We start from the raw sequence: 2,066 nt of genomic DNA, 5'->3' as shown, positions 1-2,066 counted from the left end.
AGCGGGAAGTCCGAGGGTGTGTGGCCGCCCGTGTCGGACCGATGACCGTGCCGGACCAGGCCCCGGATCGCCTGGAACCACTGTTCGGCGAGGGCGCGGACGTGCTGCTCGGGCCAGACGTCGGGGGCCCACGTCCAGACGGCCTCCAACCACGGCCCGTCCGGGGTGTCCCGGATCATGGAGTTGACCTCCAGCCCGTGCGCCAGGGCGGTCGCCGGATCGGCCCCGCTCAGCAGGCCCGTCTCCGCCGCCACCGTCCACGCCGGGTTGCCGGGCACCACCGGTGTTCCTGCGGACGGGAAGCGGCCGAGGTAGTTGAAACCGAGTTGGGGCACGCCGAGTTCGGCCAGCTTCGGCCCGGTCTCCGGGTTGAGGTGGCGCAGCAGACCGAAGCCGATGCCCCGGTCGGGCAGCGCTCGCACCTGCTCCTTGACCCGTTTCAGCGCCTGTCCCAGCGCCGGCCCGCCACCGCCGTCGACGACCTCGTCCCACGCCGGCGGGCCCGGATCGACGCGGACGGGATACAGCGACGTGAACCAACCCACGGTGCGCGACAGGTCCGTGCCCTGCACGATCTCCTCGCGCCCGTGTCCCTCGACGTCGACCAGTACCGCCGTGTCCCGCTCGCGGCCATGACCTCGGCGCCACTGGGCGACCGCCAGGCCGAGGGCGGTCAGCAGGACGTCGTCCACTCCGGCGTGAAAGGCCGTCGGCACCGTCGTCAGGAGTGGGGTGGCGACGTCGGGCGGGAGGGAGAGCGTGAGTTCACGAGCTCGGCCCACGGTGTCCCTCACGGGATCCAGTCGGCCTGCCGTCAGTGGCGGGTCGGCGGCCGTGAGCAGGTCCGCCCACAGTGTCGCCTCCGCGACCCGGGCCGGCTGCCGGGCCTCCGCGGTCAGCAACTCCGCCCAGCGGCGCAGCGATGTGCCGGACGGCTCCGGCCGGGGCGGACGGCCGAGCCCGACCGCTTCCCACGCGGCGACGAGGTCCGGAAGGAGGATGCGCCAGGAAACGCCGTCGACCACGAGATGGTTGACCAGGAACAGCAGCCTGCCGGGACGGGTCGCTCCGGCGTCGAACCAGACCACTTGGAGCAGCGGTCCCCGCTCGGTCGACAAACGGGCGACCGCCGCCTGCACGTGCTCGCGGACCAGGGCTTCGTCGACGTCGGCGCCGCCGAGGTCGACGACGTGCACCAGGTCGGACGCCGTCACGGAGCCGACCGGTCCGATCTGCGGCAACCACGATCCGTCGGGGCCACCCGGCGTCCGGGTCAGCCGCAGCGCGTCGTGGTGGTCCACGAGCGCCTGCACGGCAAAGGTGAGGCGCTCCTCCCCCAGATCCGCCGGTACCGCCAGCAGCATGGCTTGGTAGAACCCGTCGATGTCACCGCCGCGGGCGTCGAACCAGCGCATGATCGGGGTGGGTTCGACCGTGCCGACGGCGAGGTGGTCGGCTTCGGACGTCGGTGGGGCCAGTTCCTCGGCGACCTCGGCGAGTGCGGCCACCGTCCGTTGTTCGAAGACGTCCCGCACCGCGAATCCGACACCCGCCGAACGCGCCAGGCTGACGAGACGAATCGAGACGATGCTGTCCCCGCCGAGCGCGAAGAAGTCGTCGTCGTATCCGATTCGGTCCACCCCGAGTGCCTGAGCGAACAGTTCCCCCAGCAGCCGTTCGCGCGCGGTGCGCGGCTCGCGGCTCGGCGCATCCGTCCGCACGGCCGAGTCGGGGGCGGGCAGCGCGGCGTGGTCGAGCTTGCCGTTGACCGTCAACGGCAGCCGGTCCAGTGTGACGAACCAGGACGGCAGCATGTAGTCCGGCAGCCGTCGCCGGGCGAACTCACGCAGGTCTTCCGGGGTCGTGTCGGTGTCGGTGACGACGTAGGCGATCAGGCGGGTGTCGCCGGGCAGGTCCTCACGAGCGACCACGGCGGCCTGGGCGATACCGGGATGACCCGTCAACACCGCCTCGATCTCCCCGGGCTCGATCCGGAAACCACGAATCTTGACCTGCTGATCCACCCGACCCACGAACTCCAACACACCACCCGGACCACGACGCAC

Annotated in this window: 1 protein-coding gene; it reads right to left on the bottom strand. The window is 71.7% G+C overall.

What is annotated here, in order from left to right; translation table 11 throughout:
• Nucleotides 1–2,045 (bottom strand): condensation domain-containing protein (locus GT354_RS52000; protein ID WP_346012550.1); only part of this gene is annotated, 2,045 nt, incomplete at its 3' end.
• Between the last annotated feature and the right edge of the window lie 21 nt (nucleotides 2,046–2,066).

This window comes from Streptomyces sp. SID3343, from assembly GCF_009865215.1.
GTDB lineage: Bacteria > Actinomycetota > Actinomycetes > Streptomycetales > Streptomycetaceae > Embleya.
The sequence above is the reverse complement of the archived record's forward strand: the minus strand, read 5'-3'. Positions and strand labels throughout refer to the sequence as shown.